Genomic DNA, 19361 nt, shown 5'->3' on the forward strand with positions numbered 1-19361 from the left:
AAAAAGAAGCCGACAACAGTACACAATCCCCGTTGCCGGCTTCCGCTTTTTCAAAAGTCAATCCTTACGTCCCTATCTTTATAATTCTAATAAACAACGCATTAAATCAATTTGAGTAGTAAATGAGTAGTCTCCTGTTTGTTAAAAATCGGGGAGATGTATTTGTGGTGAATATCTTTTTTGCTTTCCGTTTCCTGAAATTCCTACATTTGCGATGAAGTTGAATTCAAGCCCTGCGCAGAGCGAAGAATAAAAGAAACTGAGTTATCCACTAAAAAATTTAATGCGATGAAGAGTAAGACACATCTTCTGAAAAAAGCCTCATGGCTGAAAAATCTATTATTAGCGGCATGCCTGCTATTGGTGACAATGCCGGCAATCTCCCAAACAAAAACAGTGACAGGCGTCGTAACCGATACCTCGGGTGACGCACTGATTGGTGTATCCATCCTCGTGCAAGGTACCGGCAATGGTGTGGTTACCGACCTGGATGGTAAATATACATTAAAGGATGTTCCCGGAAACGGAACACTCATCTTCAGCTATATAGGTATGCTGACACAGGATGTAAAGGTGAACGGACGTTCGGTCATTAATGTGACACTAAAAGAAGATTCACAGCAGTTGGAAGAGGTTATTGTTATCGGCTATGGTGCAGCAAAGGCCAAAGACCTGACAGCACCGATCACGGTAGTCAAGGGTGAAGAACTTGCAGCCGTGCCGTCGCCTACCCCAATGGCAGCCCTCCAGGGAAAAGTCCCCGGTGTCAATATTGTGAATAATGGTGCCCCGGGCGAAGGTCCTACCGTCCAAATCCGTGGTGTCGGTTCTTTCTCCAACAGCACACCGCTGTTCGTGGTAGATGGCATGTTCTATGATAACATCAACTTCCTGAACAATGCAGATATTCAGGAAATGTCTATTCTGAAAGATGCCTCGGCAGCCGCTATTTATGGTGTACGCGCCGCAAACGGCGTCGTGCTGATTACTACCAGAAAAGGCTCACGCAACCAAAAGGCCAAGATTACATACGATGGTTATGTAGGTATTCAGAAAGCCTCCAATGTGCTCGAACTCTGTAATGCACACGAATATGCAACCATGCTTCTCGAAGGTAACTTCGACTCCTATAAGACGCACTTCATACAGTCCATCGACAAATACGGCGGCAGTCATGACGACCCCGACTTTCACAACTGGACTTTCAAAGCAGACAATGACTGGTATGACCAGCTTTTGCGTACTGCCGCCATCACCAACCACAGTTTGAACATCAACGGTGGTTCGGAGAAAGCTGTTTATTCTGTTGGTGTGAGCTATTTGTATCAAGACGGTATTATGGATGTTGACAACAACTATAAACGCATGAACTTCCGTGGCTCTGTCGATTATGATGCAACGAACTGGCTGAAAGTCGGCTTCAACGGCGTGTTCAGTAACTCCACCCAGCAGGTGCCCAATAACCAGGCATGGCAGAAGGCTTTCAACTGTCCGCCTATCGTAGCTCTTTATGATGACGAATTTAACGAGAAAGGTTTCCCGGATAAATTTGGCTCTCCGGACGCAATCGGTTATACGTCAAACTTCTATAATCCCATTGCAACTGCCAAATATTTCGACTCAAGCAAAGAGAATTATCAGGTACTGAGTAATTTCTATGCACAGATAGACTTCATCCCCAGTAAACTGAATTTCAAGACAAACTATTCTTATAGTTTCCTTTCCACCCAAGGCCGTGAGTTTACTCCGAAGTACTACGTAAGCAGCTGGCAGCAATCAGCCACCACCCAACTTACAAAGAACGAAAACAAGTACTATAACTATATCTGGGACAATACCCTGACCTACAATGACCAATGGGGAAAGCACAGATTCGGTGCAATGGCAGGTTACTCCATGCGTCAGGAACAATGGCGTATGTTCGAAGGTAAAGCAAGCAACGTTCCCGATGGAGCGGATGAATATTGGTACATCAAGAACGGTGATGCGGCAGGTGCTACCGTAAAGGATGATGGCTACTGTTACAGAGGTCTTTCTTACTTTGCCCGCCTCAACTACAATTACGATGACAAATATCTGCTGATGTTTACGATGCGCGCCGACGGTTCCAGCAAGTACCAGGAACATTGGGGATACTTCCCTTCAGTAGGTGCCGCCTGGGTTCTGTCGGAAGAATCGTTCCTGAAAGACCGGGAATGGATTGACTTCCTGAAACTGCGTGCAAGCTGGGGTAAGCTGGGTAACGACCATGTTGCGGCAAGTGATGGCTTTGCTTCTATCGCTACCGGTAACGCTGCATCCGGTGTATTCGGCAACTCTACCATTGCAGGTTATCAGAACACTACATACTTCAGTTGGCTGAAGTGGGAAGTTGTTGAAGAGTGGAATGCCGGTGTAAACTTCATCACGCTGAACAATCGCCTGAACATTGACGTCGATTACTATCACCGTATGACCAATAATGCCGTAATCGCTCCGCTTCTCCCGTTCAGCACCACTACCCTTGCAGGTAACTACGGTAAGATTCTCAACTCCGGTATTGACGTAAGCGTCAACTGGAACGATAAAATCGGCAGAGATTTCTCCTATAATATAGGTGTGAATCTCTCTACCTTAAGAAATCGCGTGAAAGACCTGAACGGCAACAGCATCATCAGAGGAGGCAAAACAGTGAATATCGTAGGAAAAGAAATGAACTCATTCTATGGATTCAAGATGATAGGCGTTTATCAAACTGATGCGGAAGTTGCCGCTGACCCTATTGCGGTTGCCAACGGCTGTGTACCGGGTGACTTGAAGTATGCCGACCTCGACGGGAATGGTGTTCTCGACGGAAACGACCGTACCACATTGGGCTCTTATATCCCCAACTTCACTTATGGCATCAACCTCGGCCTCAATTACAAGAACCTCGACTTCCAACTGACCACTTACGGACAGGCCGGAGCTCAGATGTTCAACCGTAAGCGTGCGCTCCGCTATTCCTCGCAAAACTATAACTTCGACCGTGCCCAATACGAAAACCGTTGGACTGGACCAGGTTCTACAAACTCTGACCCTTCAGCTGCCGCCCTGCTGAAACCCTGGAATGTAAGCGACCAGAAGTATAGCTCTTACTTTGTAGAAAGCGCCGACTACTTCCGCATCCAGAACATTACACTCGGCTACACATTCCGTAACCTCAAGTTAGGCAACTATACCATGCCGGGCCTGCGCCTCAGTCTGACTGCCGACCGTCCGTTCACCACCTTCAAGGCCAACGCATTCACTCCCGAATTGTCCGACAGCCAAGGTTGGGATACAGAAGTATATCCTTTGACATCGACTTATACATTAGGTTTGAGAATCGATTTCTAAGAAATAACCCATTAATAATTTAGAACAAATGAAAACATTAATAAGACCTTTCATATTTATAGTGTCCGCCCTGATGGTGTTATCATTCGCATCCTGCAATGGTTTTCTGGATAAAGAGCCCGAAGGTAAAGTTCCGGAGGAGAAGGTGGATTATACCAATATCAGTAATATGTACCAACCGGTATCAGGTGTGTATGCAAAGATCCGTACCAGCGGTTTGCACTGGGTGATTTGGGAAATTACGACCATCCGCGACCAGGACGTATTCAGCGGCCAATGGAATGGCAGCGACTATTACAACCTGAGCGAATATAAGTACAACGATTCTTTCTGGGGATTCAATGAGTTGTGGATGCAATACTACAACATTATCAAAACCGCCAACGCGGCCATCGAGTCGCTGGACTTATACGCTGAGAATATCACCAACGATAACGATATGAAGAATTACAAGGCCTATCGTGGTGAAGTGATGTTCATGCGTGCCTATGCTTACTACCGTCTGGTTCAGGCTTTCGGTCCCGTCACTATTCTTCGTGACAATAATCAGGTTGATTTGAGCCGTTCCACTGCCAACGCGGTAAACAAATACGCATTGGAAGATTTGCAGTACGGCATGGACAATATGCCGCGCATCCGTCCCAATCAAAGTGAACACAAGGGAGCCGTAACAGCTTTTTCCGCTGCTATGCTGGCTGCTAAGATCCATCTGAACATGGGTAACTATGCAAAGGTGGAAGAACTGACGGACGACATTATCGAGCATGGTAACTTCTCACTCTATCCCGACTTCTATCAATTGTTCAAGATTCCCGGAAAACTTTGTGACGAGTCTATGTTCGAATGCCAGATGACCGACTTCGGCAATGGTTCAGGTGATTTGATTGACGGCGACCAGTGGTTTGTTTGCCAGGGTCCCAACAATTCCGGTAGCGACATCAGTGGCTGGGGAGATTGCGGAATCCTTAAATCCTTCCGTGACTGGGCATATGCCCGTGGAGAGACGATACGCGCCACCACTTCGTTCCTACTGGCAGATTCAACCACACCGGACGGCGATTATATCCGTGCTCAGGTAGACCCAAAGAAAACTGACTGTTGGAACGGAAAGGCTTATACCCCACTCAACCAGCTGACTCCGGGCCGCACGAAATATGGCACAAACAACAATGCCCGCATTTTCCGCTATGCCGATGTACTGCTGATGAATGCCGAAGCCAAAATAAAGAATGGCAAGAGTGGTGACGCCCCGTTCAATGAAGTAAGAAGACGCGCACAGATGCCGGAACTTACCAATGTAACCTTCCAACAGGTTATTGATGAACGCCGCATGGAACTGGTGTGCGAATGGGGTGAACGTTACAACGACCTTGTACGCACCGGTCTGGCTAAGACAGAATTGAAGGGATGGTCGGAAGACAAGGCACTTTTACCGCTTCCTTTCAACCAGTACACTCAGATTCCTGATTTACTGAAAGAGCCTAAAGATGAATAAATATTCGTTGGCAGAATCAATACAGCACGTTGATATCCGAATTCCCCTACCAACGGAGGAGTTTCCAAGAGTCTGATAAACGTATCATTCTGTCATCCTAAACGTTGTCGAAGAATCTCTTCTCAATATTCAAGAGAGTAGATTCTTCACTTCGTTCAGATACTTCAACTTGAGATATTTCAAATTATAACATATAGGTATGAAAAAAAGAGCATTATTTATAGCTTTCTCTTTATCCGCTCTGATGACAACGGCCATGCCGGGGAAAAACAACCCGAAAGATACCCCCCGGGAGATGGACAAGTTCGTAACGGAACTGATGAAGAAAATGACCGTAGAAGAGAAAATCGGCCAGCTGAACTTGCCCGTGACCGGAGAAATCACCACCGGACAGGCACAAAGCAGCGACGTTGCCAAAAAGATTGAACAAGGACTGGTAGGCGGCCTCTTCAACTTGAAAGGAGTGGATAAAATCCGTGATGTACAAAAGCTGGCAGTAGAGAAATCACGCCTCGGCATCCCTCTGCTGTTCGGTATGGACGTAGTGCATGGCTACGAAACCATCTTCCCCATCCCACTGGGGCTCTCCTGTTCATGGGACATGGCTGCTATCGAGCAATCGGCCCGCATTGCAGCTACAGAAGCCAGTGCCGACGGCATCTCATGGACATTCAGTCCAATGGTGGACATCAGCCGTGACCCGCGGTGGGGACGCGTCAGCGAGGGTAATGGCGAAGACCCGTTCCTGGGAGGAGCCATCGCACGGGCAATGGTATTAGGTTATCAGGGTGCAGACCTCGACAATCAGCTGAAACATAACAATGAAATCATGGCCTGCGTAAAGCACTTTGCCCTATATGGTGCAGGAGAAGCCGGACGCGATTACAATACGGTGGACATGAGCCGCAACCGTATGTTCAATGAATATCTGTACCCTTACCAGGCGGCTGTGGATGCAGGGGTAGGCAGCGTGATGGCCTCTTTCAACGAAATAGACGGTGTGCCCGCCACAGCCAACAAATGGTTGATGACGGACGTGCTTCGCAAGCAATGGGGTTTCAACGGTTTTGTTGTTACAGACTTTACCGGCATTGCCGAAATGGTTGCGCACGGCATCGGTGATTTGCAGACCGTTTCCGCACGCGCACTCAATGCAGGCGTGGATATGGATATGGTGAGCGCAGGCTTTGTAGGCACTGTCAAGAAATCCATTGACGAAGGCAAAATCAGCATGGAAACACTGGACACGGCATGCCGCCGCATACTCGAAGCCAAATACAAACTGGGCTTGTTTGATAATCCATACAAATACTGCGACCTGAAACGTCCCGCACGTGAAATCTTCACCAAAGAACATCGTGAGGCAGCCCGGCGGATTGCCGGTGAGAGTTTCGTTCTGCTAAAGAATGGCAGCATACATCCGGGCTCTGCCGAACCTCTCCTCCCCCTCAAGAAAGAAGGTACGGTTGCCGTCATCGGCCCCCTGGCAAATACCCGCAGCAATATGCCGGGAACATGGAGTGTAGCCGCCCGCCTCAACGATTATCCTTCCGTATACGAAGGACTGAAGGAAATGATGGCAGGCAAGGTGAACATCACTTACGCCAAAGGCAGTAACCTCATCAGCGACGCAGCCTATGAGGAACGTGCCACGATGTTCGGCCGTTCGCTGAACCGCGACAATCGCACGGATAAGGAAATGCTGGACGAGGCGTTGAAAGTAGCCGCCGGTGCCGATGTTATTGTTGCCGCACTGGGTGAATCTTCCGAAATGACCGGTGAGAGTTCAAGCCGTACCGACCTGAATATTCCCGATGTACAGCGCACTTTACTCGAAGCCTTGCTGAAAACAGGAAAGCCTGTTGTACTCACCCTCTTTACCGGCCGCCCGCTGACGCTCGTCTGGGAACAGGAGAATGTACCTGCCATCCTGAATGTATGGTTCGGCGGAAGTGAAGCCGCATACGCTATCGGTGACGTACTGTTTGGCGACGTAAACCCAAGTGGCAAGCTGACAATGACATTCCCGAAGAATGTGGGACAGATACCTTTGTTCTATAATCACAAGAATACCGGACGCCCACTGGCAGAAGGCAAATGGTTCGAGAAGTTCCGCAGCAATTATCTGGATGTGGATAACGAACCGCTGTATCCGTTTGGCTACGGTTTGTCATACACCACTTTCCGGTACAGTGACATCACTCTGGATAAAACGGTTATGGGACAAGACGGCTCCGTCACTGCCACAGTCAGCGTAACCAACACCGGCAAACGCGACGGTGCGGAAGTCGTACAGCTCTACATCCGCGACCTTGTAGGAAGCATCACCCGCCCGGTAAAGGAGTTGAAAGGCTTCGAGAAAGTCTTCATCAAAGCCGGCGAAAGCAAGACGATATCTTTCAAGATAACTCCTGAATTATTACGTTTCTACGACTACGACCTCAATCATGTGGCCGAACCGGGAGACTTCAACATAATGATCGGCGGTAGCAGCCAAGCAGTAAAAACAGCACGATTGACCCTAAAATAATTACTCAATTAAAAACAAGAAAACATGAAACACACGGTTTTACTTACCTGCATCTGCGGCCTGCTATTCCTCTGCGGCTGTAAAAGCCATACAGCCCGGAATGAGCGACCTCTGGAAGTCATGACTTTCAACATCCGCCTGGATGCCCCCTCTGACAGCGCCAACAACTGGAAATACCGTAAAGACAACATCTGCCGGATGATTGCCTATTATCAACCCGACCTGCTGGGTATGCAGGAAGTATGCCATAACCAAATGGAAGACCTGAAACAAGGTCTTCCACAATATACCGCTTTGGGCGTGGGACGCGACGATGGCAAGGAGGCAGGCGAATACTGCCCGATATTCTTCAATACCGGACGGTTCACCCTCGTAGAATACGGCAATTTCTCTCTCAGTGAACAGCCCGAAACCATCGGCATCAAAGGCTGGGACGCCTCTTACAACCGCATCACCACCTGGGCCATCCTGCAAGAAAAGAGCAACGGAAAGAAACTCGTCTTCTTCAATACCCACTTGGACAACGACGGAGCAATAGCCCGTAAAGAAGGTGTACAGCTCATCTTGAATAAAATCGGAGAAATAGCTCCGGGTATGCCTGCCGTCATCACCGGCGACTTCAACTGTACACCTAATGAAGCCCCCTTGCAGACTCTGGAAAAAGGAGGAATGGAAAACACCGCGAAAACGGCAACCGTCACCTATGGTCCGTCCTGGTCTTTCCACGACTTCGGACGCCTGCCGGCAGAAGAACGCGTATTGTTGGACTACGTATTTGCAACCGGCGGAACGAAAGCCACCCGTTACCGTGTCATCCAGGATGCCCCGGAGAACGGTTTCCTCTCCGACCACTGCCCTGTTCTCGTTGATTTAACACTTCAATAAGTATAACTATGAAGATGTACCATAGCCTACTATTCCTCCTGCTGTTGCCGGTCTTCACACAATGCAAAAGTCCCGACAGCCAGCCGGTTCCGATGAGCGACGAAGCCCTGATGGATACCGTACAGCGGAGTACTTTCAATTACTTCTGGGACGGCGCCGAACCGAACAGCGGCCTCGCCCCCGAGCGCATCCACATGGACGGCGTCTATCCCGAAGACGACCGGAACGTTGTGACCTCCGGCGGCAGCGGTTTCGGCATTATGGCCATTCTGGCCGGTATCGACCGCGGCTACGTCACCCGCAGCGAGGGACTTGCCCGTATGAAAAAGATTGTCTCCTTCCTTGAGACGGCCGACCGCTTTCACGGTGTCTATCCCCATTGGTGGTATGGAGAAACCGGCAAGGTGAAGCCCTTCGGACGAAAAGACAACGGCGGCGATCTCGTAGAAACCGCCTTCCTCATGCAGGGATTGCTTGCCGTACATCAATATTACATCAACGGTTCCTCCGAAGAACAAGCCCTCGCACAGCGTATCGATACCCTTTGGCGTGACGTAGAATGGAACTTCTACCGACAGGACGAGCAGAATGTGCTCTACTGGCATTGGAGCCCGGAGTACGGTTGGGAAATGAACTTCCCCGTCCACGGCTACAACGAGTGTCTCATCCTGTACATTCTTGCCGCCGCCTCGCCCACACATGGCGTTCCTGCCGCCGTCTATCACGAGGGCTGGGCACAGAACGGCGCCATCGTCGCTCCCCACAAAGTGGAGGGCATCGACCTGCACCTGCGCTACCAGGGTTGCGAAGTCAGTCCCCTCTTCTGGGCCCATTACTCTTTCCTCGGTCTGAATCCGACAGGTTTGAAAGATGAATACTGTGCCAGCTATTTCGACGAAATGCGTAACCTGGCTCTCGTCAACCGCGCCTACTGCATCCGCAACCCGAAGAACTGGAAAGGTTTCGGTCCCGACTGCTGGGGACTGACCGCCAGCTATTCCGTCAACGGATACGTTGCCCACAAGCCCGATGAACAGGATGACCTGAGCGTCATCTCCCCCACCGCCGCCCTTTCATCCATTGTCTACACTCCGGAATATTCGCTGGAAGTGATGCGGCATCTTTATGACATGGGCGAGAAAGTATTCGGTCCGTATGGGTTCTATGATGCTTTCAGTGAGACGGAAGACTGGTATCCCAAACGATACCTTGCCATCGACCAAGGTCCGATAGCCGTCATGATAGAGAACTACCGGAGCGGTCTGCTCTGGAAACTCTTCATGAGCCATCCCGATGTGCAGGCAGGACTAAAGAAGCTGGGATTCTGAGTCAGCCGGGCAAAGAGCCAAACAGAGACAGGGCAAGGTTATACTTGAAGATATCATCATCCGTATTGATGCCTACCATCATCCGTATTGATGATAGTCACAAGTATAACCTCAGCCTGCCCCTACTTACCTTAGAGTCCGTCACAAATCAGCTCAGAAGCATAGCCGGCATTCCCCTCCCCGTGGCGGTGATAAGAAATACCCCCATATTTTTGCACTAACCTTAAATTAACTATCTTTGTCCCAAGAAAAAACAGTAAGGTCGAAAGCCTTCACTAACCTTTATTCAACCTATTATGGACATTCGAAAGCACTTATTAGTCACCTTTGCGTGTCTTTTCACCTGCATACCGATAATTGCCAACCAGAAGCCTTATGTATCCAATCTCTCACGTGACAAATATCATGCAGCCAACAAAAACTGGTCTATCGGACAGGACGAGAAAGGCATCATGTACTTCGGCAACAGCATCGGCCTGCTGGCATCCGACGGCATGGAGTGGAAACTCTTTCAGACTCCTAACGCCGACCTCGTGCGTGCCATAGCCGTAGCAGACCATCAGACCATTTATAGCGGTGGTTCCGAAGACTTGGGACGATGGGACCGCGACCAGTCGGGAGAACTGAAATACACCTCTTTGAAGAGCATGATCAAAGGGGAAAATCCCCTGGACAATCAAAGTTTTTGGCGCATCTGGATAGACGGGGAGAAAGTTTATTTCCAGTCTTTCAGCCACATATATGTATACGACCACCAGACAATCACTCCGGTTGAAGGTCCGAATGCTTTCCTCCTGTTGCTGAAAGTGCGCAACGAATATTGGGTACAGGAGATGTACGGAGCACTCTACCAACTGGATAACGGCAAACTCATCCGGATGCCCGGCAGCGAATTCCTGAACGGTACCACCACACGGGTCATTCTGCCTTATGGCACCGACCGCTATCTGGTAGGTACTTCCACCGGCGAAATATACCTCTACGACCGGAAAAACTTCATCCCCTGGAATCTCTCCCTCTCACGCCAACTGGCAGGGCAGGAACTGAACTGCGCCATCTATTCCGCCAAACGGAATACCTATTACCTGGGTACGCAACTCAGCGGGGTGTACGAGGTCGATACCGAGGGAAACATCCTCAATCACTTCTCCAGCGCCAACACTCTGCAGAACAACACCGTCCTTTCACTCTACGAGGACAATCAGAACAACATCTGGGTGGCACTGGACCGCGGGCTGGCCTATATCCGCTATACGGACGGACTAAGCTATTACCGGTCTACGGACGGCGGTTTCGGAGGCGTCTACAGTGCCACTGTCTGGAACGACCATCTGTTTATCGGCACCAACCAAGGCGTATATTACACTCCGCAAAGCAGACTCAACGACCTGGACATCTTTTCTTCCCTCAAACTGATAGAGGGTACCCAGGGGCAAGTATGGTCTTTCCAGCAAACTGACGGACGTCTGCTTTGCTCACACACCAACGGGTTGCTCGAAATTCTTCCCGATCTGCACATCCGGCATCCCTATCGCATCAATACGGGAGTCTTCCGCACCCTCGATGCGAATATCAACGGCAAACCTATACAGATTATCATCACCTACGAAGAGATGCTGATATTGAACAAGTCTACCGGAGAACTGAATGCCATGAGGCAGATTTCGGACCCGATATACAATGCCGAAACGGACCACTTGGGAAATATCTGGCTGGAAACCGCCAGCCGGGGTGTCTACAAGTGCCGACTGAATGATGAGTTGAATTCTTTCCGCTACTATACCTATTATGGCAATGAGAAAAACAATTCGCTGCCTTCCCACCTGCAATTGTTCAAATCGGGCGGACGCATCCTCTTTCTGGGTAACAACCGTTTTTACATCTACGATGAAATTAACGATAACCTGCAACTTGAGCAGCATCTGAACCGTTGCTTCGAAGCGATATATGACCTCAAAAGAATTGTGCCGATTGACAGCGAGGAGAATTGGGCCATCACCGGTTCATCCGTCTACCGTTTCTTCTACGACGGCTACATCGCCCGCATCCGGGAAGCCTATAAGGTGGAGGCGGACAACCTTTCGCTCATCACCGCTTTCGAAAACGCTTCTGTCCTCAACGACTCTCTGTCGCTCATCTGCCTGGATGCCGGATTCATCCTCCACAACTCCCACCGCAGCAAGCGGCAGACCGTACAATTGTCGGCTCCCAACCTTGAGTTTGTGCATACGGGAAGAGAAGTGAACGCCGGATTTATGGATTTGAGCCGGGATATCCAGGTGGCGTATGAAGATAACACAGTCACCGTCGGCTTTTCCGTCAATGCCGCCTTTGCCGAAAATCTCTTCGTGCAATATCAGTTGATGGAGATGGACAGCACCTGGAGTGCTCCCAAACGTCTGAACAGCGTCTCTTATGCCCGTCTTCCCCAAGGCAAATATACTTTGCGCCTGCGCACGACGGATGGCCTGAACAACTATTCACCGGATACGCTGCTGAATTTTGAAGTACTGCCTCCGTGGTATAATACTGTCTGGTGGTATCTCACCTGCGGGGTACTCACTATCACTACCCTGTTGGGTGCCTTCTATTTGACGAAGCGGCGCCTGCAAGCCAAGCATCTGCGCAGGTTGAAAGCACAGGAGGCGAGGTATCTGCGTATGGTGAACGAGCAGTTGCAAAATGAGATAGAAGAGAAGGATGCCGAAATTTTCACCCAAACTTCTTTCATTATCCATAAGAACGAACTCATTCTGAAGTTGAAGGATATAGTAGATGAAATCTGCGCCAAGAATACACAGAAGGGATTGCTGCCCCTCTATCAGAAGATAAACATCCTGCTTGCCAACAACCTCGATACGGAGGACGACTGGAAAATGTTCCTCATCAAGTTCGAGCAGAAGCATCGTAACTTCTTCAAACGGCTGAAAGAGATGCATCCGCAACTCACCAACAATGACCTGCGTCTTTGTGCCTGCCTCAAACTGAACCTGGAGACGAAGGATATCGCTTCCTTGATGAATCTCTCCGTCCGTGCGGTGGAAAATAACCGGTACCGATTAAGGAAGAAACTGGACCTGAAGCCAACCCAGAACCTGAATGAGTACTTTTTGACTATTGACTAAGTTGGTTTTAACCAAAAAATCCATATCTTTGAGGGAACACTTACTAATACCCCCAAAGATTTATGAAAAGAGTTTTATTGGCCGTCTGCGTGATGGCGCTGTCAGTCCTCTCCTACGGGCAAGACGGCAAAGAACGAGCCTTTACTTTCGCCTGGCTCAGCGATGTACATCTCAATTCTTTCACTTATGCCGAAGATGACCTGCGGCAATCCATTGAAGACATCAATGCCAATCCGGCTGTAGACTTCACCATTCTCAGTGGTGATGTAACGGAATTCGGTGATACGAAAGAATTCCACCTGTTGCAGGAGATTCTGAAGAATTTCCGCAAGCCCTATTTCCTGCTGCCGGGCAATCATGATGTGAACTGGAGTGAAAACGGCTGTACCATGTTCGACAAGATTTTCCGGGCATCCCATTTTTATTACGATTGGCAAGGGGTGCGCTTCATCGGTTGCGGTGCCGGACCGAGCCTCCGCATGGGACCACCCCACATTCCGCGTGAAGAAATCCTGTGGCTCGACTCCATTGTACGCGCCACTCCTCCGGAGCAACCCATCATCTTCATCAATCATTTTCCTATCGACCGGGATTTAAGCAATTGGTATGAGGTGGTCAATATTCTTAAAACACGCAATATCCAAGCCATCCTTGGCGGACATCTGCACGTGAACCGTGCCTATGATGCAGAAGGTATTCCCGCCGTCATCGGCCGTTCCTCCCTGAGAAGGAAAGACCCGATAGGAGGCTACAACCTCGTTACCCTGCACGGAGATAAACTGGAATTCCGCGAACGCATCATCAAGAGCGAAACGCGCCCGGCCTGGAATACTATCAATCTGGCACCCCTACACGAAAGGAAAGATACTGTTTATTATCGTCCGGATTTTAGCGTCAATGCCGCTTATCCGTCAGTCAGTGAGGTCTGGAGACTCAAGGATGTTACTGATGTAGCCTCACAGGGGAACATCGACGGTAACCTGTATGTTTACACCAATACCGCAGGTGTGGTTCATGCGCTGAACGCCACCACTGGTAAGACTTTGTGGACTTACACCACCGGAAATAAAATCTTCTCCGCTCCTTTCATTACACCGAAACTCGTGATTGTTTCTTCCTGCGACGGTTTTATCTATGCTTTGGATAGGAAGCAAGGCACAGTGCGCTGGAAGTACAACACCAACTATCCGATTGTTGCTTGTCCTGTCGTTGCCGATGAAACCATCTACATAGGCAGCAGCAATGGCAAATTCTATTCGCTGAAACTGGCGGACGGCAGCGTAAACTGGACTTGTGACGGATTGCAAGGCTACATAGAAGCACGCCCCGCAGTAGACAAGGAACGTGTATACATAGGAACCTGGGGTGCCATGTTCTATGCCATCGACCGGAAGGACGGGAAAAAAGTCTGGGAGTTCGATACCAAGCGTGGCAGATACTTCTCACCGGGCGCTTGCTGGCCGGTAGTGCTGCCTTACACCGAGCAAAACAAGAAAGCTGAACAAGTCATAGTCCTCAGTTCCGATTACTTCGTCCGGGCCTTCCAACCCGGAAACGGAGAAATAATCTGGGCATCCGACGAAGCCAAAGGCCGGGAGTCACTCGGCTTTTCACCGGACGGAAAAACCATGTATGTGAAGGGGATTAAGAACACGATCACTGCTGTGGATATTGCTCACGGCAAGTATCACTCACTCTGGAGCACAGTTATGCCATACGAAAGCAATTTCATCCCCACCCGCATGGAAACAACCGGACAGCTGGTTTTCATCCCTACCGAGTTCGGCGTACTGTATGCCGTGAAGGCGGACGGAAGCGGCATCGCATGGTCTCACAAGATTTCTCATTCGGCCATTACTTCCCTGAAAAATGCAGGAAAAGGGAAGGTGATTGTGATGACAATGGACGGTACGGTGAGCTGTCTGAAATATACTGATAAGTAAAGGGTTACTAACTTATAGAAGAATAGATACCTAAAAAGTGCGGGAAGCGCGGAGAATCAAATAAATTCTCCGTTCTTCCCGCATTTCAATCTGGATCATCGCTGAGTTTCCTGTTTTCCCTTCTTATTCTATGAATTGAGGAGTAAAACGGAAATCAGAAGTATTATGTCTTGTGGTTGTGAAGTCGGTGCCGGTATAATCCTTCGGACCCGGGACAAAAACCGCATGGTGCAGAATGTATTTCACCCGCGCAGCCTGTTCTGCCGTGAACGCATTGGCATCCGAAATGGCATAATCCATGATATTGGTTGAACGGAACTTCTCACCTGTCTTGCTATGAGTACGCATCACAAATTCCTTATAACCGTCAGAGGTTGTCTTCGTGATATCACCATAATAGGTCAGATAGTTCGTCAGTTTGACGTCATATTGATATTTATTATAAGGAGGAGTGTCTGTGCAGTAGTCAGAATCTTCGTTACTATTTGTATTGCCATTCAGCAACTGATTGAATGCATGATACAATCCCAGGAAATGTCCCAATTCATGAGATAACGTCACAACAACATCCGACATTGAATAGTCGTTTGCACCCTTCGGAATGTCGTAAATATATTTATTATTAATGCTTACACATTGCGGATAGGGGTTCTCATTTAAGTTGGCTCCCTTCTTCACCTGGCTGATACCCTCCATTTCGAAAGGCTCGGGCAACCATGGGAACTGGGCAATGCCAAGCACCAGCTCATCAGAGAAATTGTATAAGACCACATTGATATATTTACTCGGATCCCACAATATATCCTTATATTTTTTATCGCCGCTACCCATAAATGCAGAAGGATCCATCGTTGTGTATTGCCACTTCTCGCGGCTGACTCCCGGTTCTTCCAGCTTATTGCCATCCGGATCTTCCGTAGCCATCACAAAATCAAAGTTCATGGCAGCGCCACAATTATCATAATACTGGTTCACACTATCCAGCACTTTCTGCAAATGTCCTTTTTCCACATAGTGATACTTATTGTTTTCATTCCAATAAAGAACATGGAAAACCACAGGCAACTTATAGAAATGATTTTCACTGAAGGCATAAGCATCCTGCTTAATCGTCACCTTCTGCGAAAGGTTCTCGGCATTGGTCAGCGTAATGTCCGCCGAACGGCTGTCTTTCCCCAGATTCTCACTTACCTTCAGCACCAGTTTGTCTTGTGTAGCCGAACTTTCTGCAGCTACCCATGACGGTGCAGCAGAAATAGTCCATGCACTGGTACTTGCCACTTCTATAGTATACTCTCCCCCTTCTGCAGTAGCCGCCAATTCCGATTTCTGCAAAGTAAGGACAGGATCTTCATCATCTTCCGAACAGCCACTGAATAATGCAACTGCCAACAGTAAGAATAAATATTTCAGTTTCATTCTCTTGATTTATTTTATTTATATTCAAATTTCACTTGGCTGTTCAATCCGCAGCTAACCGCATTGTCCACCGTATAGCGTGATCCGCTTTCATTTTGGGTTACGATAAACACCACACGGGCTTTAGCCAGGTTGGCCACTTCCATGTCTTTCAGGTTGAATTCATAAGAGAACTTCAATGTCTCACCGGCCTGGCATTCGGCTTTTCCACCCAGATTTACACCTGACACCGGATCGGACGAAGAAATGCAACGCAATACATTGCTGTGATGTGTGAAGTCATAATTGGCTTCCAATGCAGGATAACTGTTCAACTGTCCGGTTGCATAAATATCATCCTCTACTACCCATGCAGAGATACGATATTTTCCGGTCTTGCCTACTTTGACCGCAGCAGTCACCTTGATGGATCCGGAAGCCTCAGTGCCCGAAACGGCAGCACTGATACCAGTATTGGCTTCCGCCTTCAACAATGTCTGGGCAGTTGATTGGATGCGCGTAGCTACAGAAGAGGGTGTATCACCTGTTTTGAGTTCAACACGTTCACTGACTGAGCGCATATTGAAGAGCACAATCGGCACACCTATCGTATGGAAGTTCATGCTCCTTGCTACAGCAGTGCTGTATGCTGAAATCATGTCATCACCCTCCATTATGCAGTGTGCGGCCACCAATACAGTGCTTTTACTCTCTTCCAGCTTGGCATACTCAGTAAGCCCGGCAATCATAAGAGGGCAATATGTACACCCCAGGCTTGTGCCCTGCACTGCCAGCAAGCGGTGTTTGAATCCTTCGAACTTGCTCGGTTGCGGGTCGTCGGGCAAATCCAGCATACCACTGGTCACCACCACTACGACTGCGGGAGATTTCTCATTATTATAGCTGGCGAAGAAAGAATAGTCGCCCTGCGTCTTCGAAGAAAAGGAAGCAGAAGGCAGAAGTTCGAAACTTGAACCTTTCTTCTGGTAAATCTTAGCCTCAGCCGTGACATCCTTTTTGCCTTTCAGTACTGTAAATACAGCCTGATCCGTTCCATTATTCTCAATGTAAGTAGCCGAAGAGATTAACGTCAGTTCGCCTGTCTCTCCTTCCGGTTCATCGTCGGAGTTGCCCGAACAAGCTGCAGTAAATACCAACAGAAATGAACACAATAATAAATTCCAATATTTATTCATAAGTCTTGTTTTTTTAGAATGAAGTAGTTAATGTTAGATTAGCCCCTGTGTAAGCGGGAGTATAGCGGCATACGCCTCCCGAACAAATAAATCCGGCACGATTGCGGCCATAGCTTAACTGCAGGCGTGTGTTTTTGCGAGTATAGCTCACTGAGCCATTGTAATAGTGCACTTCCGTAGTACCCATATTATACATATCGCTCAACGAGAAACTCCAGCGAGGTGCCAGGTTGAATTCAATCAAACCCGCAATCCAATCCTTCTCATAATCCTGTGAATAGAGGTACTGCACTTCGGCACGTATCGACTTTTTCTTGTCCAGTTTATACTGTCCGTCCAATACAAATATATTCGACACATAAGTCTTGTCGTCCATACCGTGAGTAGGGCTCCATTCCTGCACCGATACCAGGAAAGTCGTTTTCAGTTGCTTGTTCCACTGGCGTTCCACATCCGCATTGATATCCCGCCACAACAGACGCGATTTTACCGTGGTCGCTTTATCCGAATAGAACATAGACCCGTTGGCATGGAAGTTCCAATATTTGCTGCGGTCGTTCTTGTTACGCAGAGAGTAGTACACATCCACTTGTCCGCCTTTCTCTCCTTCACCGTTGCTTTGGTAAGGATTCAGATTGGCAAGCATATAAGTATACTGGCGCGTTAAAGCCGGCAGATAGTTGAGGATATTCCCCACCCCGTTTCCTGTGAGCGAGAGTTTCGTACTCATATACTTCAGTTCACGGTAAGTGCCCAAAATAGAGAATCCCTTATTACTGTAGCCCAATTCGGCCAATAAGCCATGCCCTTTGGCAGTAGTCCCCATCAAGACAGGCGATACATCTTTACCTTTTCCTACATACTCCACACGGCCATTCAGACCATTCCAGTCAAAGTTGGCACGTGCCGAATACATGTCTACATTAGGCTTCGCTATACTCGCTATATCCTCAGCCACCTCTTCATTACGGTTCACGTAGCTTCCTTCCACATTCAGCAGAATTCCCTGCCAATTGGCAATGCTGGCGAGAGAAATGCTGAGGTCAGCCCCCCGCACCCACGAGTCAGCATAGTCGGTATACAGGCGCGGACGCCCATACAATCCTTTCACCGTGATATAATCCTGATAAGAATACGACCCGAAAAGTCCTTCAACTGAATTGTTAATGCCCAGCGTACGGTCTTCAAAGCTACGGAATATCATTCCCGAACCAAACTGTTCGAAGATATCTCCCGCACGGAAACCGAAGTTTTCATCCTGCCAACTGATGTATTTCACACCCAGAAGTGCTTTCTTGTTACCGTATACTCCAATATCATATCCTTGCAGAGCAGGCAGATAGCCTTCCAACTGAATCCCAGCACTGAATTTTCCCTGTGTATAATCAAGTTTCAGGTAGTTATTGCTTCCGAAGTGGTCGTCGGGATATACACTTCCGGCATCTTTCAACTTGCTGTCTTTCACATAATAGATGCTATTCGATTCCAGTCCTCCGGTCAAATGTCCTTTGCTCTGTGCCGCTGCTTCCGGCATACAGATGCCGACTAACAACAATAAGAATAAAACCTGTTTCATTATTTGCCGATTGCTTTAAGTTGCTCCAACAATTCATATTCACTGCCCGGCGTATAACCGGTATGTGCATAAACCACTTTTCCGTTGCCATCCACAACGAATGTCTGCGGTGTCAGCATCACATTCATCGCACGCTTCAGATCTTGGTTCTTATCAAAGAGGCAAATAAAATTCCAGTCAAATCCTTTTGCCATGGAACGTGCCCGCGCCGTGAAACGGCTGTCGTCAATGGAAACAGCGATAATGTTGAAATCAACTTCCTCTTGCCACTCTTCCATCAATTCATTCAGCGTGTTCAGTTCTGTCATGCAAGGCTTGCAGGTAACACCCCAGAAAGAAACAATCGCCGGTTTCCCACCCAGTATATTCTGTGTGCTGACTACTTCACCTTTCGCATTCTCAACTTTCACATCCGGCCACGCATCTTGCGCAGAAGCCGCTACGGTGAAAAGGAGAAAAAAGACAATATAGATTAATTTATTCATAACCAAAATATTAAAAGAACCTCTAAGGGAGGGCTCTCCCATA

The 19361-nt window shown here is 48.4% G+C and carries 11 protein-coding genes; 7 read left to right on the forward strand and 4 right to left on the reverse strand.

The features are described 5' to 3' along the window. Window positions 1-288 precede the first annotated feature (288 nt). The 7 genes from BUC01_RS08500 (at window position 289) to BUC01_RS08530 (ending at window position 14663) form a co-directional block, all read left to right on the forward strand. Window positions 289-3357 (forward strand): SusC/RagA family TonB-linked outer membrane protein, encoded by a 3069-nt coding sequence (locus tag BUC01_RS08500; RefSeq protein WP_073313355.1) that lies wholly within the window; start codon window positions 289-291, stop codon window positions 3355-3357. A gap of 28 nt (window positions 3358-3385) precedes the next feature. After that, complete coding sequence (locus BUC01_RS08505) at window positions 3386-4852, forward strand: RagB/SusD family nutrient uptake outer membrane protein (RefSeq protein ID WP_025830903.1); 1467 nt, start codon at window positions 3386-3388, stop codon at window positions 4850-4852. A gap of 199 nt (window positions 4853-5051) precedes the next feature. Continuing rightward, complete coding sequence (bglX, locus tag BUC01_RS08510; protein WP_073313358.1) at window positions 5052-7382, forward strand: beta-glucosidase BglX; 2331 nt, start codon at window positions 5052-5054, stop codon at window positions 7380-7382. 24 nt (window positions 7383-7406) lie between these two features. Next, the gene (locus BUC01_RS08515; protein ID WP_025830904.1) at window positions 7407-8267 is read left to right on the forward strand and encodes an endonuclease/exonuclease/phosphatase family protein; all 861 of its coding nucleotides are present in this window, start codon (window positions 7407-7409) and stop codon (window positions 8265-8267) included. 8 nt (window positions 8268-8275) lie between these two features. Beyond that, window positions 8276-9595, forward strand: a complete 1320-nt coding sequence (locus BUC01_RS08520) for a glucoamylase family protein (protein WP_073313361.1) — start codon at window positions 8276-8278, stop codon at window positions 9593-9595. 296 nt (window positions 9596-9891) lie between these two features. Beyond that, the gene (locus BUC01_RS08525) at window positions 9892-12720 is read left to right on the forward strand and encodes a triple tyrosine motif-containing protein (RefSeq protein WP_073313363.1); all 2829 of its coding nucleotides are present in this window, start codon (window positions 9892-9894) and stop codon (window positions 12718-12720) included. A 62-nt stretch (window positions 12721-12782) separates the two neighbouring features. Continuing rightward, a complete protein-coding gene (locus tag BUC01_RS08530) occupies window positions 12783-14663 on the forward strand; it encodes an outer membrane protein assembly factor BamB family protein (protein ID WP_025830905.1) in 1881 nt (626 codons plus the stop codon). Window positions 14664-14786: 123 nt separating this feature from the next. On the opposite strand, the gene BUC01_RS08535 is transcribed toward BUC01_RS08530, so the two are convergent. The 4 genes from BUC01_RS08535 to BUC01_RS08550 are packed head-to-tail and all read right to left on the reverse strand — an operon-like array spanning window position 14787 to window position 19318. Beyond that, complete coding sequence (locus BUC01_RS08535; protein ID WP_025830906.1) at window positions 14787-16082, reverse strand: zinc-dependent metalloproteinase lipoprotein; 1296 nt, start codon at window positions 16080-16082, stop codon at window positions 14787-14789. A 14-nt stretch (window positions 16083-16096) separates the two neighbouring features. Next, entirely contained in the window at window positions 16097-17257 is a 1161-nt protein-coding gene (locus tag BUC01_RS08540) for an Omp28-related outer membrane protein (protein ID WP_025830907.1), read from the reverse strand. Between the two features lie 13 nt (window positions 17258-17270). Next, window positions 17271-18833 carry a DUF6029 family protein gene (locus BUC01_RS08545; RefSeq protein ID WP_073313366.1) on the reverse strand — a complete coding sequence of 521 codons (1563 nt, stop codon included), beginning with the start codon at window positions 18831-18833 and terminating at the stop codon, window positions 17271-17273. Continuing rightward, window positions 18833-19318 carry a peroxiredoxin family protein gene (locus BUC01_RS08550; RefSeq protein WP_073313420.1) on the reverse strand — a complete coding sequence of 162 codons (486 nt, stop codon included), beginning with the start codon at window positions 19316-19318 and terminating at the stop codon, window positions 18833-18835. Before BUC01_RS08550 ends, BUC01_RS08545 begins: the two co-directional genes overlap by 1 nt. Between the last annotated feature and the right edge of the window lie 43 nt (window positions 19319-19361).

Origin of the sequence: Bacteroides stercorirosoris, from assembly GCF_900142015.1 — a bacterium.
Lineage (GTDB): Bacteria > Bacteroidota > Bacteroidia > Bacteroidales > Bacteroidaceae > Bacteroides > Bacteroides stercorirosoris.

Bases quoted from the DNA above. Each gene is read 5' to 3' on its own strand.
- BUC01_RS08500 (WP_073313355.1), top strand. From the start codon at position 289: ATGAAGAGTAAGACACATCTTCTGAAAAAAGCCTCATGGCTGAAAAAT.
- BUC01_RS08505 (WP_025830903.1), top strand. From the start codon at position 3,386: ATGAAAACATTAATAAGACCTTTCATATTTATAGTGTCCGCCCTGATG.
- bglX (WP_073313358.1), top strand. From the start codon at position 5,052: ATGAAAAAAAGAGCATTATTTATAGCTTTCTCTTTATCCGCTCTGATG.
- BUC01_RS08515 (WP_025830904.1), top strand. From the start codon at position 7,407: ATGAAACACACGGTTTTACTTACCTGCATCTGCGGCCTGCTATTCCTC.
- BUC01_RS08520 (WP_073313361.1), top strand. From the start codon at position 8,276: ATGAAGATGTACCATAGCCTACTATTCCTCCTGCTGTTGCCGGTCTTC.
- BUC01_RS08525 (WP_073313363.1), top strand. From the start codon at position 9,892: ATGGACATTCGAAAGCACTTATTAGTCACCTTTGCGTGTCTTTTCACC.
- BUC01_RS08530 (WP_025830905.1), top strand. From the start codon at position 12,783: ATGAAAAGAGTTTTATTGGCCGTCTGCGTGATGGCGCTGTCAGTCCTC.
- BUC01_RS08535 (WP_025830906.1), bottom strand. From the start codon at position 16,082: ATGAAACTGAAATATTTATTCTTACTGTTGGCAGTTGCATTATTCAGT.
- BUC01_RS08540 (WP_025830907.1), bottom strand. From the start codon at position 17,257: ATGAATAAATATTGGAATTTATTATTGTGTTCATTTCTGTTGGTATTT.
- BUC01_RS08545 (WP_073313366.1), bottom strand. From the start codon at position 18,833: ATGAAACAGGTTTTATTCTTATTGTTGTTAGTCGGCATCTGTATGCCG.
- BUC01_RS08550 (WP_073313420.1), bottom strand. From the start codon at position 19,318: ATGAATAAATTAATCTATATTGTCTTTTTTCTCCTTTTCACCGTAGCG.